The organism is Mesorhizobium shangrilense, from assembly GCF_040537815.1.
Classification (GTDB): Bacteria; Pseudomonadota; Alphaproteobacteria; order Rhizobiales; family Rhizobiaceae; genus Mesorhizobium; species Mesorhizobium shangrilense.
In genome coordinates this window covers 3,023,183-3,048,122 of sequence record NZ_JBEWSZ010000001.1, presented here as the reverse complement: position 1 = coordinate 3,048,122, position 24,940 = coordinate 3,023,183, and the positions used below count along the sequence as shown (strand labels likewise).

Below are 24,940 nucleotides of genomic sequence, written 5' to 3'. Positions count from 1 at the left end.
GTGGACGCGACCGAACAGAAGCCATTCGCAGAATGGATTGGCCGTCAGAGCGAGAGCATCGATGTCATTTCGGAGCGCCTCGTAGAGAGCTTCCGCGCCATTTTTGAACCCCATCTAGCGCCGCTGCCCGCAGATACCGCCCCGTTGGGCATTCATTGGTGCCTATCGCCGGCAATCGCCCGGATGGACCAGTTGGGCGCCGACGGACATCCCGCCAAAAACCTGTTCTTGCCGCCCGTGCCGCTGCCGCGCCGGATGTGGGCTGGCGGTGAACTGCAGGTGCATGATCACCTACGGGTCGATGACAAAGTCCGCAGGGTATCCACCATCCAGGACATCGTGCGCAAGCAAGGCCGATCCGGTGAACTCTGGTTCGTCGCGGTCGGCCACGCTTACCATTCCGATCGTGGTCTAGCGCTGAGTGAACGGCATGACATCGTTTACCGGGAAGCCGTGGTGCCGGGAAATAGCATCGCTCCAAACACCTCGCCGGCGGAGCCCACGACAATCCGGCCGGCACGGCAAGTGTGGTCTGTAGTTCCGTCGTCCACATTGCTCTTCCGCTACTCCGCGATCACCTTCAACGGTCACCGTATCCACTACGATCTGCCTTACGCGACCCAGGCTGAAGGCTATGAGGGGTTGGTTGTCCATGGCCCCATCCAAGCAACGCTTCTCCTGAATCTCGCGGCAACCCAAGGCGCTGGTATACCCATGACGTTTCGCTACCGCGGGATAGCCCCGGCGATTGTAGACCGTGAACTGACCGTCAGGGCCGGCATCGATGGTCAACGACTCTGGACGCAAGGCGGAAGCGGCGCCGTGCACATGGAAGCCGATATCGACCGGGCCCCCGCCCAATGACCGCGCCTGAACCTCATGTGCCGGTCGCACCCTTATTTGTGCCGGCGGACCGCCCCGAGCGCTTCGAAAAGGCCGACCGATCCGGGGCCGACGCGGTCATCATCGATCTTGAGGACGCGGTCGCGCCCGCCGCCAAAGACGGGGCCCGCTCGAACCTTCATTACGCTCTGACATTGCGGAACCCCACCTTCATCCGGGTGAACAGCGAAGATAGCAATTGGTACAATGCTGACCTGGCTGCGGTCAGGGCTCTCGGACTTCGCCGCATCTGCCTCCCAAAGGCGGAATCCGCCGCGACACTTGACGCGATCGTTCAGACCTTGGGTGAGGACATCGAAATTCTGGCGCTGATCGAGACGGCCCGCGGACTGGAGACGGCGGCAGCCTTGGCCGGGCACTCTCATGTTGTGAGGCTCGCGTTCGGTCCCGCCGACTTCGCCTTGGATCTGGGCGTGGCCGCCTCCGAGGCGCTCAAGGCGCATGCCCTGATGCGACTGGCCGTGGCCAGCAGAGCAGCGGGCAAGCCTCTGCCCTTTGATGGCCCGTCCTTTGAGGTCGCAGATACCACCAAGCTTTTCTCCGAATGCCAGCAAGCGCTGGCCCATGGAGCCGGCGGAAAACTATGTATTCACCCTGCCCAAACGTCGCATATCATCTCAGCGTTCCAGCCGAGTGCAGAGCAGTTGGGCTGGGCGCAACGTGTCGTCGACGCAGCCCAGGATGGCGCGGCGCGCCTTGTCGACGGCAAGATGATCGACGCTCCCATTATCGCCCAGGCCCAGGCGCTCCTCCTGCGGGGCCGCCAGCAATCCAGTAAAGGTGTCTAGCCATGACCGTATCAGCGACACTCCTCAACAAGATCAAGGACAAGGATCTGATCCGGGAAGCGGGATTGATCGGCAAAGAATGGCTCGGCCAATCCCAGTCCGGAAAGACCTTTGACGTCACCAATCCTTCGACCAACGAGGTACTGGCAACGTTGCCCGATTTTACCCGAGCCGAGATCTCGAAGGCGATCGACGTGGCCTACGTCGCCCAGAAGGAGTGGGCTGCCCGCACGGGCAAGGAGCGCGCTGCTGTCATCCGGCGCTGGTACGACCTGACGATCGCCAATCTTGATGACCTGGCAACGATCTTGACTGCTGAAATGGGAAAGCCGTTTGCCGAGTCCAAGGGCGAGATCCTTTACGGCGCGTCCTACATCGAGTGGTTCGGTGAAGAGGCCAAGCGCGTCTATGGCGACACAATCCCTGGCCATGCCCGTGACAAGCGGATTGTTGTCATTAAGCAGCCTGTCGGGGTCGTTGGCGCCGTTACACCCTGGAATTTTCCCTCGGCTATGGTGGCGCGCAAGATCGCTCCGGCGCTGGCGGTAGGATGCTCGATCGTTTTCAAGCCGGCGGCCCTAACCCCTCTTTCTGCCTTGGCTCTGGCCGTTCTTGCGGACAGGGCAGGGGTGCCGTCCGGGCTGCTGAGCATCGTCCCGATTACGAGGAGCTCGGACTTCGGGGACGAGATTTGCGAGAACCCAAAGGTGCGCAAGCTCACGTTCACCGGATCTACCGAAGTCGGCCGCACCCTCATGGCGCAAGCGTCGGCGCAGGTCATGAAGCTCAGTATGGAATTGGGCGGCAACGCGCCGTTTATCGTGTTCGACGATGCCGACATCAATGCTGCGGTCGAGGGAGCTATTGTCTCAAAGTATCGGAATGCCGGACAGACCTGCGTCTGCGCCAACCGCCTGTATGTGCAGAGTGGCATTTATGACGAGTTTGCGGAGAAACTTGCCCGTCGTGTTAAAGCCTTCAAAGTCGGTGACGGCTTCGCGGAAGGCACGGAGATCGGCCCGCTAGTTGATGACCGCGCCGTGGCCAAGGTCAAGCGTCACATCGAAAATGCCGTGTCCCAGGGCGCCAGCATTGTGGCGGGTGGGCCAGACCATCCTCTCGGCGGCAATTTCATCTGGCCGACCGTCCTGACCGGAGTCACGTCCAAGATGGCAGTGGCCCGCGAAGAAACGTTCGGGCCGCTTGCGCCCCTGTTCCGCTTCGACACTGTCGAGGACGTCATCGAGATGGCAAATGACACCGAATTCGGGCTTGCGGCCTATTTCTACGCCAAGGATATGGGCCGTGTGTGGGCCGTTGCAGAGGCTTTGGAGTATGGCATGGTCGGCATCAACACCGGCCTGATCTCAACTGAGGTCGCGCCGTTCGGGGGTATCAAGCAGTCAGGATTCGGCCGGGAAGGTTCGAAATATGGCATCGATGACTACCTGGAGCTGAAATACTTATGTTTTGGTGGGCTCACGAGCTGAGGCTTGGAAATTGAATCCAGCGGTATACGGATAGCTCCGGGCGGCATGGCCGCTGGCACGGCTCAGGTTTCTCGGAGCCAAACTGTTGCCGTGACCTCGAAAGGGTGATGCGTTCGAATTCCTTGAGCTCACGATGCCAATTCTGCGCGCGCATCAGTTCCGCAACACAGCGAAAAACTTTCACAACGAACACCGGCAGAACCCGCTGGGCCACTACCATCCAAGGAATATAGATTAACAAAATCAGATAGTTACTGGACATTTCGTGCAAAATCCGCGCACGAAAGTTCTTCTTCTCTTCCATTTGCGTTCCTGCGATGGAGTCGCCGGCAGGTGTCTTGGGACGCCGTTTGACTGGGTGGCATTAACCTATACTGCGAGGATCATCACCAGTGTTTCCGCGACCTGCCGTCTGTCAGATGACGGGCCTTTCGTAGACATTAGGTTCGCCGACCAAGATCGGGCCGATTGCGTAACACCAGGGTCTCCTGCCGTTTTCCAGGATCGGATCAGTCATCGAGAGTCATCGATTGCGAGAGGGCTGGACCGGACCGTTCAAAATATTCGGGATGAGCGGCGAAGGCGGCGTCGAGAAACGCGAATATGCGCCGGAGGTGTTTTTTCATCGCGTCTTGCGCGCCGGTGACATCCCCTCTTTCGATGGCGTCAACGATCGCTTTGTGCTGATCGACGATGACCGGCAAGGTTTCTACCGACGCCAGCATGAGATGTCTGAATCGGTCCATGTGAAGCTTGGCATCTGAAATATCCTTCCAGATGTCCGGCAACCCGGCGCTCGACGCGATCTGACGATGGAAAAGTTCATCGGAAACGTAGAACCTCTGCTCGTCGCGCAAGGTCGCCAGAGTGGACTGTAAGGTGAGTTCCCCACGCAGCGTTTCAACAAGCCACGGACGCTCCGGAGAACGGATCGCCCGGCGCAAGAGGCCGAGTTCCAGGGATTCGCGCAAGAACTGGGAGCGCAGCAGATCATGAGCGCGTAACGGCGCGATCACGGTGCCGCGCTGTGGGAAAATATCGACAAGCTGCAACGACGCAAGGCGCGCCAGCGCCTCTCGGACCGGCGTGCGGCTGACGCCAAGCTGTTCGGAGAGTCGCGCCTCGGACAGTTCATCGTAAGGCTTCAATTTGAAAGTGAGAATGTTGTTGAGAAGCATTGAAAAAACCTGCTGGGCCGCAGCCACGCCCGAGGTCTTCGTGAAGGCGTCGCTCTTGTTCAGGAACGCCGGCGACAACGGTGCGGTCTTGCTCATTTTGGTCACGGTCACGGCCTCTCTCAGTGTGTCGATATGCTCAGGCCAGCCATGAAGTGCTTGCGAAGCGTCGCAAAGAGTAACACAGATGGAATCGACGCAAGAAGGCTGCCGGTCAGGACGATGTTCGGTCCCGATGAGCTGTAGCTTCCCTGAAAAACCTGAAGCGCATTCATGACCGACCGAATTTCCGGCGTGTTGCCCAGCACCGTTGAAAACAGCAGATCGTTCCATATCCACGTGAATTGCAGCAGGAACAGCGCCAGCATGGTGCCGCGGCAGTTTGGCAGCACGATCGACAGGAAAACCCTGAGATCGCTTGCTCCGTCCATGCGCGCAGCTTCGTCCATCTCCTTGTTCAGTTGCGACATGAAGTTCTTCAGCACGAGCACGGGAAACGGAATGCAGATCGCTGTGTAGAACAAAATCATTCCAAAGCGGGTGTTGAGGATGCCGACCTTCTGGAAGGTAAAGAACAAGGGGATGAGATACATCTGAAATGGAAAGATGGTCCCTGCGAAAATCAGCATGAACCAGAACATCTTGCCCGAGAAATCAAACCGGGTCAGGCCGAAAGCGGCCATAGCGGCGACAAAGACAGCGACGCTGGCCCCAATCAAGCCATAAGTTGCCGAATTGAACATGCCGGCCCCGAGCTTGGCGTCCGTCCATACTTTGACGACGTTATCCGCGAAAGGCGCAATGGAATGGGGCAGGCTGAGCGGGTTTCCCGAGCCATACTCCGCCGTCGATTTGAACACGGAGACCAGGAGATAATAGAATGGCACCAGCCAGATCAGCGTCACCAACGCAGAGACGGTGAAGACGATCAGGTTCCCGCGCGACCTATTCGCTTCGCGTCGGGTGATCGCCTCAAAATCGAGCGCATCAAGATTTACCGCCATGGTCACGTCCTAATGCGTCATTTTTTCAGCACGAGATTGCAACACGGTCTGGACCCATGTGACGCCGAGCACGATAAGGCCAATGACGACCGCTATCGCCCCGCCAAAAGCCCACGAACCCTTCTGGAAAGCCTCGAAATACATGTAGACGACCAGCGACAGAGTGCGCTGGCCTGGGTAGCTCGACCCCATGACCCACAGAAGATCGAAGGTGGTGAACCCGGCGAGCACTGACAGGATAGCGACGACGACGAGCGTCGGCATCAGCAACGGCAAAATGACGTGCATGAAGGTTTGCCGGGGGGTCGCGCCATCCATCTGCGCGGCTTCTATCGGATCCTTGGGGATGGCAGCGAGGCCGAGAAGCAGCAGTACCATCACCAGGCCGACGTTCTGCCAGACATGCGTGGCGATGATAGCCGGCGTGACCGAATTGTCTTCGTAAAGCCAGCCCTTGGTTATTGGTTTGCCAGCGCCAAGTGAGAGCAGCCGGTTGAGAAGTCCGTTGGGCGAATAGACGAAAAACCAGATGACGCCGACGGCGGTGGGCGCAAGGATGCGCGGCAAGAAAATGATATTCTTGAACAGGCCTTCGAATTTCACGCCGCGCATGAGGATGGCGATGCCGAGCCCGATGACGACGGGGAAGACCAGCGACGCGACGACCCAGAGGATTGTATTGCCCGAAGCCTCGAGAAAGTTGTCCTGGGAAAAAAGTTCGCGATAGTTGTCCAGGCCGACAAATTCGTCAAAGCCCTTGAACTTCCGCCAGTTGGTGAGACTGAGATAAACGTTGAAGGCCACCGGGTAGAGCAAAAGTCCACACACAAGCGCAATCGCAGGAGCCATGAAAGCCAGCGCCGTCCATAGATTGCGGCGCTTCGCCCGCCTTTCGCGAGCCGCAACTTCGTTGAAGCCAATGCGGGCCAGCAGTTCGTTGTCGCGTTCTTGTATCGAGGCGCTCATGGCCAGTTCCGCCGGAAGAGAGGCAGACGGCGCGCGGAGCGCCGTCTGCTCGAGGGGTTACTTGTTCTTGGCCCAATAGGCGGCGTTGAGCGCCTGCATCTTGGTCATCACTGTATCTGCGTTCTTCATTGTAGGGTCGAGCATGAACCCGTTCAGCAAAGCGACGAGTTCCCCCTGCAGGTCGGGGGGGACCGCTTCCCACCAACGATCCATCAGTTGCGTGTGGGCTGAACCCATGTCCGCGGTGACTTTGGCCACCAGCGGATTGGGCGCATCGGCCTTGAGGTTGCCAAGGTAATTGCCGGACGCCTTGCCCCAGGAATTCGCACCGTCTTTCGAGACAAAGAAGTCGAGGGCGGTCAGCACGTCCTTCTTGGCCTTGCCCGTGTTGGAGACAACGATAGGGCTAGCCTCGACGATGACTGCGGACGGCAGGCTCGGATCGACATTGGGCATGATGAACGCGCCAAAATCGGAATCGGGCTTCAGTCCTGCCTTGTCGACAATGCCTTCCGCCCATTCGCCTGTGAGATACATGGCGGCCTTGCCGCGGGCAAAATCCTGCGCCTCTTCCTGTGAGCGCGGATCGACAAAATAGCCCTTGGCATACATGTCGGACCAGAGTTGAAAAACCTTGCGCACTTCGGGACTGTCATAAGCGACCGTACCGTTGTGCAGGCCCTTGTAAGCTGCCGGGTTGGTGCGGATCATCAGCTCTTCAAACCAGATGAAGCCGCGCCAGCCTTCCTGCACCGTGATATTGAACGGCGTATGGCCAGCAGCCTTCAGTTTGTCGGCGTCAGCTATCAGGTCAGCCCAGGTCTTCGGCTCGGAAATGCCGGCATCCTTGAACATCTTCTTGTTGTAAAGCACGACCCAGCGCGCCAGTTCCAGCGGCACGCCATAAGCGTGATCGCCGACCTTGAAGAGATCACGGATCGAGGGATCATACTGGCCGCTGGCAATGAGCTTGTCCCAGACATCGTCAAGTGGCGCGATTTGTTCGGTGTCGACAAGATCCTTGAACGTCTTGCCAGTCCACCACGTGAACATGTCCGGCGTATTGCCTGCGGAGATCGAGGACTGGATGAAGGCTTTATATTGCTCGGCCGGGGCATAGGGCGTCTCGACGATTTCGACGCCAGTCTTCGCCTTGGCGGCCACGCCAACTTGCTTGAGCTGGTCGGACCAGAAGCCCTTGTCGTGAAAGAGCTGAACGCTCTGCGCATATACGGCGGTTGACGTCAGGATCGCGAGTCCAGCCACCGGTATTCGAAGCCATTTTTTGCCTAGCATTGCTTCCTCCTGGGTTAGATACGTGTAATTGCCTCACGCAGGATTTGCGCGTCCTTGTCTCGATCAGCGCGCTCTCAAAGATTTGCCGTTTGCTGGATCGAAGAGATGAAACCTGTCGATGTTGATTGAAATCGCGAGACGTTCGCCAATGACGACCGGCCGAGGCTGCTGCATCCGAACACTCGCCTCCGCTGACCCTACGCGCATCAGCAGTTGGGTCTCGTTACCAAGCATTTCGGACAGGACCACTTCGCCTTGAAGGGGCAATGCGTTTTGCGGCGGCATGCCATGCCCGACAGGGACGATGTCTTCCGGTCGAAGACCACCGATCACACGCTGCCCAGCGGCCAGATTCTTGAAACTGGAGGCGACGACTGGCAGTGTGAAGCTGCCCCCTGAAAACGCCAGGCCGCCATCGGCAGGCACGAGCTCGCCCGAAAAGAAATTCATTGCGGGAGCGCCGATGAAACTCGCAACGAACTGGTCGGCGGGGTTTTCGAAGATTTCCGTCGGCGTTCCGGTCTGGGCGATCGCACCGTCTTTCATGACGACGATGCGATCCGCCAGAGTCATAGCCTCAACCTGATCATGCGTGACATAGATGGTTGTCACATTGAGTGCGCGCTGAAGGCGCTTAATTTCGATGCGCATCTGGTTGCGCAATTTTGCGTCAAGGTTTGACAGGGGCTCGTCGAACAAAAAGACCTGCGGCTCCCGCACGATTGCGCGGCCCATCGCTACGCGCTGGCGCTGGCCGCCCGAAAGCTGCGAAGGGCGCCGGTCGAGATAGGGCCCAAGCTCTAGAACGTCGACAGCCTTGGCGACCCGCCGGGCAATCTCGTCCTTCGACAATCTCGCAAGCCTGAGGCCGAATGACATGTTTTGCCGAACATTCATATGCGGATAAAGCGCATAGGACTGAAAGACCATGGCGACGCCGCGTTGGCGCGAGGGCACATCGTTCATGACTGTGCCGCCGATGGTCAGTTCGCCGTGCGAAATGGTTTCCAGTCCTGCGATCATGCGTAGCGTTGTGGACTTGCCGCAGCCGGACGGCCCGACAAAGACGACAAACTCCCGGTCTGCGATTTCGAGGTCGATCCCTCTGACGCTGACGTGCCGCCCGTATACTTTGACAATGTCTCTGAGCTTGACCTCGGCCATGATTATCGGCTCGGCCCGCCCATGGGCGCCTGTTTGAGAGCGGGATCAGCGAAGCGGAATTCCGGTAGGGTTGAATACCAGCCCGGCCGGCCCGGATCGCGATCATAGGCGTACCCGCCAAGCTCCTTGAAGAGTTCGGCATAGCAGGCGAGTTTCTCGCGATCGACTTCGACGCCAAGGCCGGGGCCTTTGGGCACGTCAATCATACCGTCGCGGTAGGTCATCTTGCCGCCGACGATAATGTCGTCCGTCAAGTGATGGTAATGCGCATCGGCTGCAAAAGAGAGGTTCGGCAAAGCCGCACCAAGATGCAGCATGGAGGCTAGTTGAACGCCAAGTTCGCCGGAGCTGTGAACCGATGCGCCGTACTGGAATGTCTCCAACACGGTGCCGGCCTTGTAGGCTTGCCGAAGACCGCCCCAGAAAGTTGTGTCGAGCAGAATGACGTCGACAAGGTCATGGCGGATGGATTGCGCCAGTTGCTCGAAATTGACAACGACTGTGTTCGTTGCGGTGGGAATTCGGACGAACTGGCGAACGCGGCGCATCCCTTCCAAACCCCAGGTCGGGTCTTCGAAATATTCGTTGTTCAGGCGCTCGATGGCGTGTCCGACGCGGATCGCCTGTTCAACGCTCCAGGCGCCATTTGGGTCAAGGCGAAGCCCGTCGCAGGGAAAGGCAGCACCCAGCGCGTGCAAGACGTCAACATCGTGGTCGGGCGCGAAATGTCCGCCTTTCAGCTTATGCGTCTTGAAGCCATATTTGGCCTTAAGATCGCGTGCGTGCGCCACCATGTCGTCAGCGGTCGTCTCCCCGCCGGTGCCTGTCACCTGATCAGCGTAGCGGTAGAACAAGTAAGAGGCGAAGGGGATGCGCTCCCTGACAGCTCCGCCCAACAGGTCGCAGGCCCTCACGCCGAGCGTCTTGCCCGCAAGGTCAAGACAAGCCATTTCCAACGCCGCGTGAACTTGAACGCGATTGTTGTAGAGACTCGCCGTCGGGTTCATGATTTTCCAGCGCAGCTGCTCCAGCTGCAATGGGTCATGGCCTTTGAGATAGGGCAGAAGACTGCGAACCGCATTTTCTGCCGACTCTCCACCGCCGCCCATCTCGCCGAATCCGGAACGGCCTTGGTCGTCGATGACCTCGACGATCGTGCGAACAAACCGGCCCCAATGCGCACCCATCGAATGCCGGAGCGGCGCCTCGAGCGGAACGGTGATGGTGGTGGCGCGAAGATCGACAATGGGCAACGATCTATTCCTTCTTGGGGGAGCCGCCGATGCGAGCCATCATGCCGCCATCGACGCGCAACACTTCGCCAGTGATGAATGAAGCAGCCGGCGACGACAGGAACGCCACGGCCTCGGCGATTTCGGAGGGCAGGGCGGCGCGACCCAGCGGGTGCATGTCCTTGATGACGGACCACATGTCTTTAGGCTTGTCGGCAAGCGCGACGGCGTCGCGCAACATGGGTGTGTCGACGGAGCCGGGCGCGACGCCGTTGACACGCACGCCGTAAGGCGCGGCGTCGACCGCCATCGCGTGCACCAGTCCGACCAGGCCGTGCTTGGCCGTCGAATAGGCGACGACGCCGGCTTGGCTTGCAAAGCCTTGCACGGAAGCCATGTGGACAATGGAGCCCTTGGCGGTGCGGATCATGGGCATGACCGCTTGCGATATGAGAAACGCGCCCTTCAGATTCACCGACAGCACTTCGTCCCACAGAGCTTCGCTCGTTGTTTCCACGGTGCCGTAGCGCTGGATGCCGGCATTGTGGGAGAGAACGTTGAGGACGCCGAATTTTGCTGCGGCAGCGGCTGCGTGCTGGCAGTCCTCGGCCCGGGCCACAGAACCCACGACAATTTCGATCTGCGTCAAAGGGGTCAGCGCGTGCGCTTCTGCTTCGAGCGCCTCGGCGTCAATATCCATCAGGATGAGGCCGGCGTGATCCTTGGCCAGACGCCTCGCGACAGCTTGTCCGATGCCTTTTCCTGCTCCTGTGATCAAAGCCGTCATATCTGCTCCATGGCGGAAATGGCTATTGCATATTACCATGGTAGTCAACACCATAGAGATATATATATTCGTGATGGATCACTCGGCTGTCCTCATCGATCTTTTCTCTTCTAGGGCGATGTCACGGTAACGGCATGTTTGGATCCGCTGCGATCACGATCAACTGCGCCAGCACCTTGCAGACTTCGTCTCAGCCTACAATTTCGCGCGCAGGCTCAAGACCCTCAAAGGCCTTACACCCTACGAGTTCATCTGCAGGAGCTGGACAAACGAGCCCGAACGTTTCAGGCTCGACCCCATCCATCAAATGCCGGGACTAAACACTTAGGCCGAGACGCGCTTTCGCCTAAGGCATTGTTGGCTACGGCACCGAACCGGATGGCGCACCCGACGCGATTCGAACGCATGAGCGGCTACAGGGCGGCCGTCTCATCCCTTCCACATCGTTGATCGAAGAAGAGTCTGCATGTGCTCCGCCAAGTCGAGCTCGCCGCGCGCCTCGATCTCTAAGAGATATTAGGCCTTGGCCAAGCGATCGCTTTACCTGACCGCAGGATAAGCGCAGATGGCCAGCAGCGCGCTTTCCCCGGCTCGGTTGGCTCTGTCATGGTCGCGGTTGCCACCCATTTCGTGGACCGCCTTGCCGAACGCCGTGTACGCGGTCTTGTGCGCCTTAGTCAGCGCTCCCAGTCTAGTTCGTTGACCAGCGTGTCGAAGGCGCGATCATGGATGCCGGTGGCGTAGTTCTGGATCTGGATCATGCGCCCCGCCATATTGGTGGCGTCCTTCCTGGTCGCAGGCGTGCGAACCACCATGACGGCAAGGAACTACTGCGCCATGACAATCTTCGCCTGGTCGATCGGCAGATCGCCGGCAGGCCATGACGAGTTATGCCTCACCGAAGGGTGAAGATGAACGCAATCGATCGTGTCGGGACCCTCTGTCAGGCTGAGACCCCGCACCCGTTGAGAACGATGGTTGTAATGGTGTCGGCCGCTGCGTCGTAGTCGGCCTTGGCGAGTTTGCTCTTTTCGAGCGCATTGGCGGCTAGTGGCTCGAAGTCGCCGTAGAACTGCGTCGCCGCCCACAGCATGATGAAGAAATGCCGCGCATCGACGGGCGCCATCTTGCCGTCGCGCACCCAGCCCTCGACAACGGCGGACCGCTCGCGCGTCACCCGCTGCATATGAAGTTTCTGCTGCTTGCTCAGGAAGTGGGCGCCCCGCAACATTTCGTTGGCAAAGAAACGCGACTCGGCTGCGTGCTTGCGTGAGTAGTCGAGCTTGGCACGGACATAAACTGCAATGGCCTCGCGCGGATCGCGATCCGGTGTGATGTGCTCGAACGCCTTGTCCCACCCGGTCAGCAGATGCTCGATCACGTGGGTGTAAATCTCCTGCTTGGTCGAAAAATAGTAATAGACATTGGCCTTGGGCAGGCCGCACTGGTCGGCGATTTCCTGAATACGCGTGCCATCGAGACCCTTGCGGGCGAACACGTCGACCGCCGCGCGCAGGATTTTCTCCCGGTTCCTGGCACCGACCTTGTCTTCCGGGTTCTTGCCGCCCCGGCGCGCCGCCTTCTGTCCCGCCATATCCGCTCCGCCCCACTGCCTGTATTGCAGCGGCTCTATAGCACCCTTCGAAAACCTACCCAATACAGGGCCGCGGTGTTTGCAAAAAAAACTGACGATACGGTCAGCTTTTGTGATTTTGGAAGTTGACACTTTGGTCAGGTTATTTGTAACGTCCCGATCGTTGGGAAGCCAAAGGGAGGGGCGTCGCCGCAATGCCGGTTCAACTCAGGTCCGCGATGATCGAAACCCTGGCGGGTTGGCACGGCGACATCGCTCCGGCCTGGCGGGCCGCCCTTGGCGCCGTGTCGCTGGATTTCGATGCCATGGACCCAACGCTCGAACTCGAGCCTTGGGAGCCGATTTTTCCGGCGCGGCGCGACAAGCTGTTTCCCGGCGCACCAAAAGGAGCGCATATGCTGCGCGCCTTCGACGGAATTGCGCCGGAGGATGTGCGCTGCGTGATCCTGGGCCAAGACCCCTATCCAGAGCCCGGCTTTTCCACCGGCCGCGCCTTCGAGGCAGGCAATGTCGCTGCCTGGCGCGAGCTCGACAAAATGTTCTCCAAGAGCATTCGCGCCTTCACCCAGCAGATCGTCGCGGCGCGCACCGGCAATCTCGCCTATGCCCAGTCCTTCGCCGATTGGCCGGCGACGCTTGCCGCCATTGAGGACGGCAAGGTCGATATCGAGAGTGCTGATGCGCTGGCCCAGCGATGGGTCGACGACGGTGTTTTGCTTCTCAATGCGTCGTTGACGCTGTCTCGCTTCAAGGTCGAGATTGACGCGCACCAGTCGCGCGGTCATCTGCCTCTGTGGCGTCCGCTAATGCTCCAGGTGCTGCGCCACCTCGCTGGTCGTCGTGCTCCGATCGTCTTTATCGGCTTTGGCGACGCTGCTGCGCAAACGCTTGCCCTGGCAGGCATAACTGAAGGCCAGCATGCGCTGTGCGCCTGCATTGTGCGCGACCATCCCGCGCGCGCCGACGCGGTTCTGGCGCTCGAAAACCCATTCTTGCTTTGCAACCAATATCTGGAGGCGATGGGTGCCAAGCCCGTCGCGTGGTGACGCCATGCCTTCGACCGAGACCTACGATTTCATCATCGTCGGCGCCGGCTCGGCCGGTTGCGTTCTGGCCAACCGGCTGTCCGCCAATCCCGACCACAAGGTGCTGTTGCTGGAAGCGGGCGGCCGGGATTCCAATCCACTGTTCCGGCTGCCCATGCTGATGGGCAAGCTGTTCCAGTCTGGCATCTACAACTGGCATTATCATACGGAACCGGAGCCCTTTCTCAACAACCGCTCCCTCTATTGGCCGCGCGGCAAGGCATTGGGCGGCTCGTCCACCATCAACGGCATGATCTATGTGCGCGGCAACCGCCACGACTACGACCGCTGGGCTCAAATGGGGCTGCCCGGTTGGTCCTATGAGGATGTGCTGCCGGCCTTCCGCAGGTCGGAAGGGCACATTCAGCGCAAGGATGCCCCACATGGCACCGAGGGTGAGCTGACTGTCTGCCGGGCGCGCGGCTGGAACCCGCTGCTCGATGTGTTCTCGGCAGCGGGCGCGGAAGCCGGCTATCCGATGAACGACGACTTCAATGGCGATGAACAGGAAGGCTTCGGCAAATTCGACTTCACCATCAAGGACGGCAAGCGCTGGTCGACCTCGTATGCTTTCCTGCGCCCCATTGCCGGACGCAAGAACCTGACCGTCCTGACCAAAGCGCTGACCCAGCGGATCATCGTCGCCGACGGCCGAGCCAGGGGTGTCGAGTTCACCCATAACGGCGCGCTGCATATTGCTCAAGCCGAACGCGAAGTCGTTGTCAGCGCCGGCGCGGTGAATTCACCCCAGATCCTTTTGCTGTCGGGTATCGGGCCTGCCAACGAGCTTGCAGAGCATGGCATCAAGCCAATTCACAATTTGCCCGGCGTCGGCAAGAACCTGCAGGACCACGTCGATTGCGTCTTGTCCTACGAATGCACCCAGCCGATCACGCTGTTCAGCGACCTGCGCGTCGACAGGCTGACTTGGTCGCTTGTCGAAGGCATGTTGTTCGGCCGCGGCATCACCACGACATTCCCGTATGAGGCCGGCGCGTTTATCAAGTCGAGGTCGGATCTGGTCGCGCCCGATATTCAGCTGCATTTCATGCCAGCCCTGGAAAAGACCGCGAACCTGCACTTTCCCAATCCGTTCAAACGCGCGGCTGTCGAAGCCAATCATGGCTTTACGCTGCGGGTAGGGCCCGTCAACCCCGAGAGCCGGGGCGCCATCACGCTGGCATCCGCCGATCCCAGGATGCCGCCCAGAATCCAGGCCAACTATCTCGAGACCGAATTTGACCGTCAAACCATGATCGCCGGCATTCGGCTGACGCGCGAGATCATCAACCAGCCCGCATTCGACGCCTATCGCGGGCGCGAGCTCGCGCCCGGTCCGCAGGTCGAGACCGATGCCGATCTCGTCGAGTGGCTGAAGGCGACCGCCATGACGACGTTCCATCCGGTCGGCACATGCAAGATGGGCAACGACGAGTGGGCCGTCGTCGACGCGCGCCTCAGGGTTCACGGCATCGACGGCTTGCGCGTCGCCGACGCCTCAATCATGCCGATCATTTCCAGCGGCAACACCAATGCGCCAGCGATCATGATCGGTGAAAAATGCGCCGAATTCATCCTGAACGCCGCCTGAGACGACGAGGAGCACCATGATTGTCGAACACCGCACCTACACATTCCGGCCCGGTACGGTCGATTCGTGGATGAAGAAATACGAGGCCGAAGGTTTGCCGGTGCAGAAAAAGCACCTCAACCGTTTCCTCGGGCTCTACGTTTCCGAGATCGGGCATCTACATACGACGGTTCTGATGTGGGGCTATGACAGCCTCGCCGATCGTGAGGCACGCCGCGCCGCCATGTATGGGGACCCTGAGTGGCAGAAATTCATCGGCGAAATCTGGGCGCTGAACGCCATCCAGTCCCAGGACGTGATGATCATGAATCCGGCGCCGTTTTCCCCGGGCGTCTGAATGGCAAACACACAAGCATGATCGGGGACAGGTAGGCATCGAATGCTGCCGCAAGAAGTTGGTGGCGTCGGAAAATTCACTGGGAACGGCGGACCTAAAATATGGACGCCAAGACAAAGGGATGACTGTCATGACGAGTAATTTTGACGACCGCACGGTTCCTGCCGTGGGATTGAACCGCCGCGGCTTCATCAAGACCGGGGTCGGCATTGCCGCACTAGGCCTCGTAAGCGGCGCCCTGTCCAGGGTGGCGTATGCTGCTGACGGGTTCATCGCGCTCGTGCATACGCAGGCGGCGGGCGACCAGAGCGCGGTCGATTCGATGATCGCCAAGATCAACCAGTTGGCAAAGGAAAAGGGCCTTCAGGCGCGAGTCGTCTACGCGCAGGACCCGGCGACCTATGAAACCATATTCCGCACGCTGGCCGATGCCGGCGCCTCGGTCATCGTTTCGACCTTCAACGAGGTGGGCGAGCCGTTCAAGGCGCTGGCGCCGTCCTATCCCAACACCAAGTGGATCCAGCTTTTCGGCGACGCCATCGAACCGCCGCTACCCAATGTGGTGACCGTTTCCTATGACTACTATCTCGGTTGTTATCTGTCGGGCGTCTTCGCCGCGCGCATGACCAAGAGCGGCAAGATCGGCTATATCGGCGGCATCTCCATTCCCCCGCTCAACGCCGATTTCAATGCGCTCAAGGCCGGCGCTCATTCGGTCAATCCGGATCTGACCGTCACCGCCGCTTTTGCCGGCTCGTTCCAGGATCCTGCCAAGGGCCAGGAAATCGCCGCGCAAATGTTCAACAACGGCATCGACTACATCCAGACCGACTCGGCGGCGACCGACGGCGGCATCATTGCGGCGGCCAACGAGGGCGCTGGGCGCATGCTCTCCACCCTTGCACGCGCGCAATATCCCCTTGGTCCGAAGTCGATCGTCGGCATCGTCAGCCTCGATTTCGGGCAGTCCCTCTACAACGAGGTTGGCAAGGCGCTTGGCGCGCAATGGGCCGGCGGCACCCATGTCGCAACTGGCCTGGGCACCGGTGTGGTCGAATTCGAGCTGTCACCGCTTTATGCCGAGCAGGGCCCGGCGGATCGGGTTGCCAAGTCCAAGGAAATCTGGGCTGAGATCGAGAAGACCAAGGCCGGCATTCTCGACGGTTCTATCGTCGTGCCCTTCAACACCACCCTCTGAGCCTGTCAGCTGACAAGCGAATTTGGATCGATGACCCCGATGGGCAATCCCGCACTCGAATGTCGTGACATTACCGTGGCCTATGGCAGCGTCATGGCCCTCTCGGGTGTGGGCATCGCCTTCGAACAGGGCAAGATCCACGCCGTGGTCGGCCAGAACGGCGCGGGAAAAACCACCTTCGCCCGTGTCGCGGCCGGACTTGTCCGGCCGGCTGCGGGCGAACTCAGGATCAACGGCCAGCACGTCAAGACTGGCAAGGTCAAGGACGCGCGCGCCGCTGGCGTCGAGCTCGTGCACCAGAGCTTTGCCTTGCCGCCGTCCTTCACCGTGGCGGAAGCCATGGAGTTCGGGTCGGACAGGGACGCCGCTATTTTCACCCGCTCAGCGCTGCAGAAGCGCTGGGCGCCGCATCTCAAAAGCCTCGACGTCAATGTCGATCCGAAGCGCCGGGTGCGCGACCTGCCGGTTGAGACGCAGCAGGGTATCGAGATCGCCCGCGCGCTTGTCGCCGACGCCAAGGTTCTGATCCTCGATGAGCCGACAGCGGTGCTTTCGCCTTCCGGGATCGAGACGCTGTTCGAGCGGGTGCTCAAGCTCAGGGATCGCGGGGTCACAGTGATCCTCATCCTGCACAAGATTCGCGAGGTGCTGGCGATTGCCGACACGGTCAGCGTGCTGCGCGGCGGCAGGCTTGTCGACGGGCCAGTGGCCTGCGCCAAGATCGATGCCAAGCGTCTCGCCGAAATGATCGTCGGCCCGGCCATCGCCAAGACCCTTGCGCCGGGTGATACCGACGCGGCAACCGGGCAGGGCGCTCCCGACGCGCATACAGCCAACCACGACACCCCGGTCGATGCAGGGCTGGTCCTCGACATGCGCGGCGTCTCCACGCTGGGCGACACCGAAGGGCCTGCCTTGCGCGATCTTTCGCTCACAATCAAAGCCGGCGAGATTGTCGGCATTGCAGGGGTCGAGGGCAACGGCCAGCGAACCTTGGTGCGGGCCATAGCTAATCTTGTCGACGCGACGGATGGCACGCTTTCGGTGGGCGGGATCGATGTCACGAGCGCACCGCTGGCGCGCCGCCGAGCCGCCGGCCTGCGCATCATTCCCTTCGAGCGCAATACCGAGGGCTTAAGCCTGTCGAGCAGCCTGTGGGAGAATTGGTCGGCGCGTGAATTGTTGCAATCGCCATTGCTGCGCGCCATCAATCCGGCGCGGCTGAAGAAGCGCTGTGACGAGGCGCTTCAAGCGTGGGGCGTGCATTATGCGACCACCAGCCAGAAGGCGGGCTCGCTGTCGGGCGGCAATGCCCAGAAGGTGATTTTGGCGCGCGAGGTCGATGCCGATGCGAAGCTGATCATCGCCGCACAGCCGACAAGAGGGCTCGACATCGGCGCGACGGCCTTTGTCTGGCAATCGCTGCGAGAGGCACGCGAGCGTGGCTGCGGCGTGCTCTTGATCTCCTCTGACCTCGACGAGCTTTTCGACATCAGCGACCGGGTCGTCGTCATGCTGTCGGGAGAGGTCGCTGGCACATTTTCGGCACCCTATCAGATCGGCGCCGTCGGCGCGGCCATGACGGGAGTTTCCCAATGACGGGCAAATTCGTTTCGGTCTTGCGCGGGCTGATCTTTATCGTCGTGGCCCTGGCGCTGTGCGGCGTCATTTTCCAGTTCGCCGGCTATTCGGCGCTCGGCATGTTCCGCAGTGTCATAGAGGGCGCGTTCTTCCGGCCAGGCGCGTGGGAGCAGAGCCTGCGTTGGGCGCTGCCGCTGTTCATCACCGCCGCCGGTGTCGGCATTTCTTTCCGCGCCGGCTACTTCAACATCGGCGCGCAGGGCCAGTTCTACCTCGGCGCCATCTCCGCCGCCTTTGTGGCCGAGTGGCTCAATGGCGCGCCCGCCTTCGTCGTTATTCCGGCCTGCTTTGCAGCCGGCATGACAGGTGGGGCGCTCTGGGCCTTGTGGCCGGGGCTGCTGCGCCTGCAGTCCGGCACTGACGAGGTGATAACTACCTTGATGGGTAATTTCCTCGCCGGGCTCCTGCTGGTCTATGTCACGGCCGGTCCGCTCAAGGACCCGTCGGGTTCGGGTCAGCAGGCCTCCAGCCGACCGCTCGCCGCCTCCTATCGTATTTCGGATTCACTGGGTCTGTCGCCGACCATTATCGTGATCGCCGCACTGGTCGCGGTGGCGATGTGGCTTCTGGTCAACCGCACCGCCTTCGGCGTTCTGGCCAGCCTTGCCGGGCGTAACCCGACCATGGTGCAGTGGCAGGGCGCAACAGTCTGGCGTTTGGGCCTTTCCAGCTTTCTGATCTCCGGAGCCTTGGCGGGCCTTGCCGGCACCATCGAGTTCATGGGCCCCAACGGCCGTCTGGCCGGCGGATTCCTGCCGACACACGGCTTCACCGCGATCCTGATCGCGCTGGTCGCCAATTTGTCGGTGGTCGGCACGGCCTTCGTCTCGCTGTTCTTTGGCGGGTTGGCCTCGGCCGCGCTCTATCTGCCGATCATGGCAGGCCTGCCTTCGTCGGCCATCGAAATCATCAATGCCGCGATTGCGCTTTTCATCACGGCCAAATCCGGCTTTGTCGACCGCCTTCTGGCGTTCGGGAGGAGATCGGCATGAACGACGTCATTGTCGCCATCCTGCGTTCGGGCACGCCGCTCATCTATGTCACCATGGCGGGTGTTGTCGCGCAGCGCGCCGGCATATGGAATCTGGGCCTCGAGGGCCTGATGATCATCGGCGCATGCGCGACGATTGTCGGCATCGTGCTGACCGGCTCGTTCGCGCTGGCGATGCTGATTGCCATCGTGCTGTGTGTGCTGGCCTCGGTGCTGCTGTGGTTCGTCATCGAAAAGCTCAGGGCCAATCCGATCATCGCCGGCCTTGGATTGACCGGCCTCGGCCTCGGCGGCACGTCGCTCGCCGTCCAGGCCATCTTCGGCAGCCAGGCCGCCGTCACCGCGCCCTTCGGTGTGCCCAGGCTCGGTCCGGCCTTCGGGCCTTTCGGGGTGCTGTCGGTCTTCGTGCTGGCGATGCCCTTGGTGGTTTTCGCCATGTGGGTTCTGCTGCGACGCACGCGCTTCGGGCTGCGGCTGGCGGCTTCGGGCGAGCACCCCTTCGCAGCCCGCAGCGTCGGCGCCAATCCCTCGCGCATGCGGCTTTTGGCGCTGATCATTGGCGGGGTGCTTTGCGCCATCGGAGGGGCCGAACTGGCTGCTGGCAGCCTGCAGATCTATGCCCAGAACATGACGGCGGGACGCGGCTTCATGGCCTTCGCGGCGGTAATTTTCGGTGCGGCGCATCCAATCGGCTCTGCATTTGCGGCGCTGTTCTTCTCCGTGGTCGCCGCCGTCGGCATTCGCGCGCAGTTGCTGTTCGGCGATGCCGTTCCACACGACCTGCTCCTGGCCCTGCCTTACATGGCAACGGTGTTCGGCGTCTGGCTCAGCGGCAAGCTGCGCGGCGGGCACAAGGCGGCCACCGGCTTCGCTGAACTGCGCGATTACTAGGATACCCATATGCAAACGCTGATCCGCAACGCCACGCTTTTGACCATGGACGGACCCGAAGGGGCCGTCCCAATTGCCGGAGACATCCTCATCGACGGCGTGGTCATTGCCGCCATCGGCAAGAACCTGGTTGCCGCGCCCGACGCACGGATCATCGAGGGACAACGAAAGCTGGTGATGCCGGGGCTCATCAACGGCCATACCCATTCCAGTGAGACCTTCTTGCGCGGCCGCTACCAGAACATGCCGCTCGAGGTCTGGTTGCTCTATGCCTATCCGCTGCTCATGGGTCCGGCGATTGCGCCGCGTCTGCTCTACCTGCGCACACTGCTGCTGGCCATGGAGTCGCTGCGCAACGGCGTGACGACCTTGTGCGATGATTTCTTCGATCCGCCGGCGCATGATCTCGAGCGTCTCGGCACCGTATTCAGGGCCTACAAGGACGCCGGCATTCGCGCCAATGTGTCGAGTGCGGTGATGAATGTGCACACGCTCGATGCGCTGCCCTACGCCCGCGAAGTCCTCCCGCAGGCGCTGCAGGACAAGCTCGATTTTGGACCGCCTATCAGTGCCGAAACCTATGTCGACTATTGCCGCTCGGCCTTTTCGTCACTGCATGGCATGGCCGGCCGTCTCAACTTCATGATCGCCCCATCCGCGCCGCAACGCTGCACACCCGATCTGCTGGTCGCCTGTCACGACCTGGCGCTGAAAATGCGGGTGCCGCTGCACACCCACGTGCTTGAAACCAAGACCCAGGCGATCACGGGGCACCTGATGTTCGACAAGACCCTTGTCGCTTACATGCACGAACTTGGTATGCTCGACCGCAACACCACCATCGCCCATTCGGTCTGGGTTACCGACGAAGACATGGAGCTGATGGGTAAGGCAGGATGCTCGATCGCCCACAATGCCGTTTCCAATCAGAAGCTTGGCGCTGGCATCGCGCCCATCCGTCGCCTGATGGATGCCGGCGTCACGGTGGCGCTCGGCACCGACGGCGTGTCGTCCAATGATACTGCCCGCATCTTCGACGTGATGCGGGTTGCCGGTCTGATCCACAGTGCCTCGGGTCCCGACTATGGAACATGGATTCCGGCTGCCGACATTCTTCGCATGGCGACGATCAATGGCGCCCGCAGCGCCATGCTGGAGGACATTACCGGCTCGCTCACCGTGGGCAAGGCGGCAGACCTGATCATGCTCGATCTCGACACCTATGCGTTTATGCCGCTCAACGACATCGACAAGCATCTGGTGTTTTCGGAGAACGGATCGTCGATCGAGATGGTCATGGTGGCGGGCGAAATCGTCATGCGCGATGGTCGCCTGACCACCGTCGACGAGGCCGCAATCTTCGCTGAAGTACGCGAGACGGTGCCCGCCCTTCTGACCGAGCATGCAGAGCTTGAACGGCTCAACAGAGTGTTCGATCCCTTCTTTGCCGAAATCCACCGCCGTGCCTCGGAGGAGGATGTGGGGCTCAACCGGTATGCCGGCGACGCGCCGGCCTGGCGCGCCTCAAACTGGCGCTGACAACTGGGGCTGCTGCTCACATTAAGGTCACACGCTACCACCTGCCGCCCGCTGAACTGGGAACCCGAGCCCGCCCCTGCTATCGCTTCGTTAATTCATGACATCGTGCAAACGCAGGTAGAATTGGCCGAAGATATGCGCCTATGGAAAAGGGTCGAGGTTCAAGGCTCGTCCGTTTCTGATCAATTACAGAGATTCAGAACGATTACGCCTCGATCCTATCTCTCCGCTCTGATTTGTGCGCGCGAGCCGAATGCTTGAGCTGCTCCCAGTTCTCGGCAAGTGAACTATGCGGCCAGGCGTGGATGTAAAGCTCCTCGGAGCCTTGTCGAGCCTTCGCGCAGAATGGCGTGCAAATAAGCGGGCTTGAACCAGCAGGCGGTTGGAGAATGGCGAGCATTGGCCCATCGCTTTCTTTAAGTGATGTAGCCTGTGGCTGCGAGCCGCCAGCAAGTAGATGCTTCAGATGCCGCCCATGCAGATGTATTTCATCTCAAGGTAATCCTCCAGCCCGTGACGGGAACCCTCGCGCCCGATGCCGGACTGCTTCACTCCGCCAAAAGGCGCGGCTTCCGAGGACATGCGGCCGGTATTGATCCCAACCATCCCATATTCGAGCGCCTCGGCTACACGCCAGACACGCCTCAGGTTGGAGGCATAAAATTAGGCCGCAAGGCCGTAGATTGTATCGTTGGCCTCATGCACGACCTGATCCGCATCCTCAAACCGGATGATCGGAGCCAACGGCCCGAACGTCTCCTCCTGCGCGACTGTCATCTTGCGGGAGATATTGGTGAGGACCGTCGGCTGGAAAAATGTGCCTTCTTTGCCGATACGTTCGTCCCCGCAGCGAATAATGCCGCCTTTCTGCACGGCACCCGAGATATGGGATTCGATCTTGGCCAGGGAATGCCGGTCGATCAGTGGTCCGATGTCCACTCCTGGATCGAAGCCATCACCAACCGAAAGATGGCGGACTTTCTCCACGAAATTTCTCGGCGAACTCATCGTGAACGCTCGATTGGACACAAAGGCGGTTTGCCGAAACGCAGGTCTGGCCGGCGTTGCGGAACTTCGCCTGGATCGCACCGCCAACGGCAGCATCGATATTAGCATCGTCGAAGACGATGAAGGGCGCATTGCCACCCAGCTCGAGGCCGACCTTCTTGATGTGGTCCGAGCATTGGCGCATGAGCAGCCGCCCGACTGCAGTCGAGCCGGTGAAGCTGATCTTGCGGACCTTGGGACTGGCGCAGAGTTCACGTCCGACCGAGCAAAAATCGGCCGATTGACTTCGATAGTCAGCGAAACCTCAAAATAAATTTTCCGACGGTTTTCCCTTTAAAATCAAGAGCGTAATTTTTTGACGGTCTGAGTGTCGGAATTTTCGATGCTGACGAGAAAATTTTATAACAATTTCAATGGGTTAAATGATGCTTAAATGATTTTGGCCTATCCGAACGCCGCCGATCGCACGCCAGAACCCTCCATAACCGATTGAAATAGCAGAATAAATTGACCTGCATCTATCGCCGTCTATCGCGGGGCAAGCCTCCGGATTGACGGTATAGCTGACGGTATGGCGACTCTGGTCGCATCGGCAGATTGCATATACCCTCACGGCTTAGAGAGCTTGTGCGGTCGCCCGCCCAGGAAGACGGGAGCTAGAATTGTCCTGCGCAGAAGACGCTGAAATTTCGGGATAGATCGTGATCGATTTGTATTGAGCCGAAGCCGGGAGAAACACTAGGATTCAAAGCAAGATCATGTAATTTTGCATTTCGAATACTGCTCTGGCGTGATTCGATTGTCGTCTTCGCGCAGTGCGATTGAGATGCTCTAGAGATGCGACGTTTCCTTATCACAATGTCAATTTTCGCACTGGCGAGCGGTCCCGCGCTCGCAGCGGAGCCCTATGTTGGCGCCTGGTCAGGCAACACGCTGAACTGCTCTGCCGCGGCAGAGACACAGAGCCGCACCGTCTACGTGTTGCGCAAGAACTCGTTGTCTCTTCCGGCCTTCGGCTGTGAACGGGCAAGCTACCGCAAGTCGTCGCGCGGCTGGTCGATAACGGCGAGCCAATGCTACGGCTCGCCCGGAGCGTCCGGCTCGCCAGGTCCGGAAATCGGAGAGCCGTTTACACGTATCCTTCGGATTCACACCAACGGCGATACGCTAAGGCTCACATGGCTTGGATTCGACACCGGTCCGCTGGCCAAGTGTTCGGCAGCGCTTACTTCACCGTAGGCCGCGCTCGGCGTGCCCCGCGCAGACGCCCAGCGGCTATAGCAACCCGACCGACACCGTTGCGCCGATAAACATCGCACCGGCAACGGCCCACAAAGCCCAGAGCCCCCGCACCCTGCATTCGAGCACGGCAAGCGCCGGATTGGCGGGGTCGTAATGCACGTCCACCTTGCCGCCCTCGGCGTAGCGGCGGGAATCTCCACCGATCAAGGCAGGCAGCGAAGCCGCCGCAGTCGCGCCAAAGGCGACCCGACCGGAAACATAATCCTGGCCGGCGACACTATAGGCGTAACGGACGCGAGATTTGAAGACGGTGCGCCCAGGCCGCCGCCAAAAGCCCTCGAAGGCGCTACGGATGCGGAACGCCTCAATGCCCGAAGAGGCGATGCTGCCCTGCGTGGTGGGCCATGTGGCTGCGGCCTCTGCTATGGCCTTCTGCGCAAAGCCCAGGCGCAAGATGATCAACGCCATGATTGTCAGGAGCATTGCAGTGCCGGCGTTTTGAGGATTGGGCAAATGCGGCCGTATCGCCTCCACGACGCCGCCGACGAGGAAGACCAGCGCAATCGATCCGACGACCAGCCCTGCCGAGATATAGGCCATGACCTGGATGCTGCCGTCAGGCATCGTCCGCTCGATGACGGACGTCCTGGGATTGGAAGGGTCATAGTAGACGGTGACCTCGGCCCCTTTGGGATAGCGCGCGAGGGTTTCAGGAACCTGGAAATTGCCAATCTCATTGCGCAAGGTGTGGCGCGTACCCTCGAACCTGCGACCGTTGACCGTGTATACGAAAGTAATCGCCGGGAAATTTCGGACTTCCGTGGTTTCCGTCGTGTTTGCGCGGGAGATTGAGACGCGCACCTCGCGGGCCTCGCTACGAGACGAGATGATCTTCCCCCTCACGGGAAGCCAGCTTCTGGCCGCCCGCACCTCCTGCCATTTCAGGAAGGTGACGAGAGCAAACAAGCCGGCCGTCACGCATGCGAACCCGATCAGGATGAGTTTAAGTTCCAAGCTA

At 60.3% G+C, this 24,940-nt stretch carries 21 protein-coding genes and 2 pseudogenes; 12 read left to right on the top strand and 11 right to left on the bottom strand.

Annotated features, from left to right (window positions below):
- The 3 genes from ABVQ20_RS15070 to ABVQ20_RS15060 are packed head-to-tail and all read left to right on the top strand — an operon-like array spanning position 1 to position 3,181.
- Positions 1–864, top strand: a complete 864-nt coding sequence (locus tag ABVQ20_RS15070) for an HTD2 family dehydratase (RefSeq protein ID WP_354460308.1) — start codon at positions 1–3, stop codon at positions 862–864.
- Positions 861–1,691, top strand: a complete 831-nt coding sequence (locus tag ABVQ20_RS15065) for an HpcH/HpaI aldolase/citrate lyase family protein (protein ID WP_354460307.1) — start codon at positions 861–863, stop codon at positions 1,689–1,691. The genes ABVQ20_RS15070 and ABVQ20_RS15065 overlap by 4 nt, the downstream gene beginning before the upstream one ends.
- A 2-nt stretch (positions 1,692–1,693) precedes the next feature.
- Positions 1,694–3,181, top strand: coding sequence for an NAD-dependent succinate-semialdehyde dehydrogenase (locus tag ABVQ20_RS15060; protein WP_354460306.1), 1,488 nt, complete (start codon positions 1,694–1,696; stop codon positions 3,179–3,181).
- Here ABVQ20_RS15060 and ABVQ20_RS15055 read toward each other — a convergent pair.
- The 8 genes from ABVQ20_RS15055 to ABVQ20_RS15020 all read right to left on the bottom strand — a co-directional run bounded on the left by ABVQ20_RS15055 (position 3,171) and on the right by ABVQ20_RS15020 (position 10,805).
- A complete protein-coding gene (locus ABVQ20_RS15055) occupies positions 3,171–3,485 on the bottom strand; it encodes a hypothetical protein (RefSeq protein ID WP_354460305.1) in 315 nt (104 codons plus the stop codon). The genes ABVQ20_RS15060 and ABVQ20_RS15055 overlap by 11 nt on opposite strands.
- A gap of 205 nt (positions 3,486–3,690) precedes the next feature.
- Positions 3,691–4,470 carry a GntR family transcriptional regulator gene (locus tag ABVQ20_RS15050; protein WP_354460304.1) on the bottom strand — a complete coding sequence of 260 codons (780 nt, stop codon included), beginning with the start codon at positions 4,468–4,470 and terminating at the stop codon, positions 3,691–3,693.
- 8 nt (positions 4,471–4,478) lie between these two features.
- Positions 4,479–5,360, bottom strand: a complete 882-nt coding sequence (locus tag ABVQ20_RS15045; protein ID WP_354462183.1) for a carbohydrate ABC transporter permease — start codon at positions 5,358–5,360, stop codon at positions 4,479–4,481.
- A gap of 9 nt (positions 5,361–5,369) precedes the next feature.
- Positions 5,370–6,326: a carbohydrate ABC transporter permease gene (locus tag ABVQ20_RS15040; RefSeq protein ID WP_354460303.1), complete on the bottom strand. Its 957-nt coding sequence runs from the start codon at positions 6,324–6,326 to the stop codon at positions 5,370–5,372.
- Positions 6,327–6,383: 57 nt separating this feature from the next.
- Positions 6,384–7,622, bottom strand: a complete 1,239-nt coding sequence (locus tag ABVQ20_RS15035; protein WP_354460302.1) for an ABC transporter substrate-binding protein — start codon at positions 7,620–7,622, stop codon at positions 6,384–6,386.
- A 63-nt stretch (positions 7,623–7,685) separates the two neighbouring features.
- On the bottom strand, positions 7,686–8,786 hold the full coding sequence (locus tag ABVQ20_RS15030) for an ABC transporter ATP-binding protein (protein WP_354460301.1): 1,101 nt from the start codon (positions 8,784–8,786) through the stop codon (positions 7,686–7,688).
- A 2-nt stretch (positions 8,787–8,788) separates the two neighbouring features.
- Positions 8,789–10,039: an enolase C-terminal domain-like protein gene (locus ABVQ20_RS15025; protein WP_354460300.1), complete on the bottom strand. Its 1,251-nt coding sequence runs from the start codon at positions 10,037–10,039 to the stop codon at positions 8,789–8,791.
- Between the two features lie 4 nt (positions 10,040–10,043).
- Positions 10,044–10,805: an SDR family NAD(P)-dependent oxidoreductase gene (locus ABVQ20_RS15020; protein WP_354460299.1), complete on the bottom strand. Its 762-nt coding sequence runs from the start codon at positions 10,803–10,805 to the stop codon at positions 10,044–10,046.
- Between the two features lie 154 nt (positions 10,806–10,959).
- Between ABVQ20_RS15020 and ABVQ20_RS15015 the strand changes: the two are divergent.
- Positions 10,960–11,133 (top strand): annotated as a pseudogene (locus ABVQ20_RS15015) (IS481 family transposase); the annotation flags it as partial.
- Between the two features lie 615 nt (positions 11,134–11,748).
- Here the strand turns inward: ABVQ20_RS15015 and ABVQ20_RS15010 are convergent.
- On the bottom strand, positions 11,749–12,399 hold the full coding sequence (locus ABVQ20_RS15010) for a TetR family transcriptional regulator C-terminal domain-containing protein (RefSeq protein WP_354460298.1): 651 nt from the start codon (positions 12,397–12,399) through the stop codon (positions 11,749–11,751).
- Between the two features lie 194 nt (positions 12,400–12,593).
- Here ABVQ20_RS15010 and ABVQ20_RS15005 point away from each other — a divergent pair, with 194 nt between their 5' ends.
- The 8 genes from ABVQ20_RS15005 to ABVQ20_RS14970 all read left to right on the top strand — a co-directional run bounded on the left by ABVQ20_RS15005 (position 12,594) and on the right by ABVQ20_RS14970 (position 21,672).
- Entirely contained in the window at positions 12,594–13,445 is an 852-nt protein-coding gene (locus ABVQ20_RS15005; RefSeq protein ID WP_354460297.1) for a uracil-DNA glycosylase family protein, read from the top strand.
- A 4-nt stretch (positions 13,446–13,449) separates the two neighbouring features.
- Complete coding sequence (locus tag ABVQ20_RS15000) at positions 13,450–15,075, top strand: GMC family oxidoreductase (protein WP_354462182.1); 1,626 nt, start codon at positions 13,450–13,452, stop codon at positions 15,073–15,075.
- 16 nt (positions 15,076–15,091) lie between these two features.
- Entirely contained in the window at positions 15,092–15,412 is a 321-nt protein-coding gene (locus ABVQ20_RS14995) for an NIPSNAP family protein (RefSeq protein ID WP_354460296.1), read from the top strand.
- A gap of 130 nt (positions 15,413–15,542) precedes the next feature.
- Positions 15,543–16,610: a BMP family ABC transporter substrate-binding protein gene (locus ABVQ20_RS14990; protein WP_354460295.1), complete on the top strand. Its 1,068-nt coding sequence runs from the start codon at positions 15,543–15,545 to the stop codon at positions 16,608–16,610.
- Between the two features lie 30 nt (positions 16,611–16,640).
- Positions 16,641–18,209, top strand: coding sequence for an ABC transporter ATP-binding protein (locus tag ABVQ20_RS14985; RefSeq protein ID WP_354460294.1), 1,569 nt, complete (start codon positions 16,641–16,643; stop codon positions 18,207–18,209).
- Complete coding sequence (locus ABVQ20_RS14980; protein WP_354460293.1) at positions 18,206–19,243, top strand: ABC transporter permease; 1,038 nt, start codon at positions 18,206–18,208, stop codon at positions 19,241–19,243. The genes ABVQ20_RS14985 and ABVQ20_RS14980 overlap by 4 nt, the downstream gene beginning before the upstream one ends.
- Complete coding sequence (locus ABVQ20_RS14975) at positions 19,240–20,133, top strand: ABC transporter permease (protein WP_354460291.1); 894 nt, start codon at positions 19,240–19,242, stop codon at positions 20,131–20,133. The genes ABVQ20_RS14980 and ABVQ20_RS14975 overlap by 4 nt, the downstream gene beginning before the upstream one ends.
- Before the next feature lie 9 nt (positions 20,134–20,142).
- Entirely contained in the window at positions 20,143–21,672 is a 1,530-nt protein-coding gene (locus ABVQ20_RS14970) for an amidohydrolase family protein (RefSeq protein WP_354460290.1), read from the top strand.
- A gap of 462 nt (positions 21,673–22,134) precedes the next feature.
- Here the strand turns inward: ABVQ20_RS14970 and ABVQ20_RS14965 are convergent.
- Together ABVQ20_RS14965 and ABVQ20_RS14960 are read right to left on the bottom strand one after the other, a co-directional pair.
- Positions 22,135–22,942: pseudogene (locus tag ABVQ20_RS14965) on the bottom strand (aldehyde dehydrogenase family protein); the annotation flags it as partial.
- A gap of 1,013 nt (positions 22,943–23,955) precedes the next feature.
- Positions 23,956–24,936 carry a DUF3592 domain-containing protein gene (locus ABVQ20_RS14960; RefSeq protein WP_354460289.1) on the bottom strand — a complete coding sequence of 327 codons (981 nt, stop codon included), beginning with the start codon at positions 24,934–24,936 and terminating at the stop codon, positions 23,956–23,958.
- Positions 24,937–24,940: the final 4 nt, after the last annotated feature.

Coding starts and splice junctions, on each gene's coding strand:
- ABVQ20_RS15035 (WP_354460302.1), bottom strand. CDS start 7,622: ATGCTAGGCAAAAAATGGCTTCGAATACCGGTGGCTGGACTCGCGATC.
- ABVQ20_RS14970 (WP_354460290.1), top strand. CDS start 20,143: ATGCAAACGCTGATCCGCAACGCCACGCTTTTGACCATGGACGGACCC.
- ABVQ20_RS15005 (WP_354460297.1), top strand. CDS start 12,594: ATGCCGGTTCAACTCAGGTCCGCGATGATCGAAACCCTGGCGGGTTGG.
- ABVQ20_RS15000 (WP_354462182.1), top strand. CDS start 13,450: ATGCCTTCGACCGAGACCTACGATTTCATCATCGTCGGCGCCGGCTCG.
- ABVQ20_RS15045 (WP_354462183.1), bottom strand. CDS start 5,360: ATGGCGGTAAATCTTGATGCGCTCGATTTTGAGGCGATCACCCGACGC.
- ABVQ20_RS14995 (WP_354460296.1), top strand. CDS start 15,092: ATGATTGTCGAACACCGCACCTACACATTCCGGCCCGGTACGGTCGAT.
- ABVQ20_RS15060 (WP_354460306.1), top strand. CDS start 1,694: ATGACCGTATCAGCGACACTCCTCAACAAGATCAAGGACAAGGATCTG.
- ABVQ20_RS14990 (WP_354460295.1), top strand. CDS start 15,543: ATGACGAGTAATTTTGACGACCGCACGGTTCCTGCCGTGGGATTGAAC.
- ABVQ20_RS15055 (WP_354460305.1), bottom strand. CDS start 3,485: ATGGAAGAGAAGAAGAACTTTCGTGCGCGGATTTTGCACGAAATGTCC.
- ABVQ20_RS14985 (WP_354460294.1), top strand. CDS start 16,641: ATGACCCCGATGGGCAATCCCGCACTCGAATGTCGTGACATTACCGTG.
- ABVQ20_RS14975 (WP_354460291.1), top strand. CDS start 19,240: ATGAACGACGTCATTGTCGCCATCCTGCGTTCGGGCACGCCGCTCATC.
- ABVQ20_RS15010 (WP_354460298.1), bottom strand. CDS start 12,399: ATGGCGGGACAGAAGGCGGCGCGCCGGGGCGGCAAGAACCCGGAAGAC.
- ABVQ20_RS15065 (WP_354460307.1), top strand. CDS start 861: ATGACCGCGCCTGAACCTCATGTGCCGGTCGCACCCTTATTTGTGCCG.
- ABVQ20_RS15020 (WP_354460299.1), bottom strand. CDS start 10,805: ATGACGGCTTTGATCACAGGAGCAGGAAAAGGCATCGGACAAGCTGTC.
- ABVQ20_RS15030 (WP_354460301.1), bottom strand. CDS start 8,786: ATGGCCGAGGTCAAGCTCAGAGACATTGTCAAAGTATACGGGCGGCAC.
- ABVQ20_RS14980 (WP_354460293.1), top strand. CDS start 18,206: ATGACGGGCAAATTCGTTTCGGTCTTGCGCGGGCTGATCTTTATCGTC.
- ABVQ20_RS15040 (WP_354460303.1), bottom strand. CDS start 6,326: ATGAGCGCCTCGATACAAGAACGCGACAACGAACTGCTGGCCCGCATT.